Genomic DNA, 424 nt, shown 5'->3' on the forward strand with positions numbered 1-424 from the left:
GTAACCAATGTAAGTAACTTTGTGTGGTTTTAATATCACTGTGACCAAGCTGATGTTGCAGTTGATGAAGTGGCATACCTGATTCAAGTTGGTGTGTTGCATAAGCATGGCGTAAAGCATGTGGGTTACAGTGCTTTAAGCCACACGCTTGTGCATGTTTTCTCAATGCCTTTCTGAAGCTTGAGGGTGACATGGGTTTATCCATTAACCATCGTGAATAAAACATCCAGCCTGTTGGGTGATACATTTTCCAATAGCAACGTAATTGATTTAGCACGCTATCTGATACAACAACATAGCGTGACTTATCTCCTTTACCATGTTCAATTAAAATGGTTTTACGCTGTCCATCGATGTCTTGCACTTTAATGCGTAGCAGTTCGCCAATACGCAAACCACATCCATAACACACCACTATCGATGT

General features: G+C 41.0%; 1 protein-coding gene. It reads right to left on the reverse strand.

Annotated elements, in window-relative coordinates; all coding sequences use genetic code 11:
- Positions 1–424: tyrosine-type recombinase/integrase (locus DC53_RS00245; RefSeq protein ID WP_033032435.1), on the reverse strand; the 424-nt coding region annotated here is incomplete at both ends.

The organism is Pseudoalteromonas fuliginea, from assembly GCF_000690055.1.
Taxonomy (GTDB): domain Bacteria; phylum Pseudomonadota; class Gammaproteobacteria; order Enterobacterales; family Alteromonadaceae; genus Pseudoalteromonas; species Pseudoalteromonas fuliginea.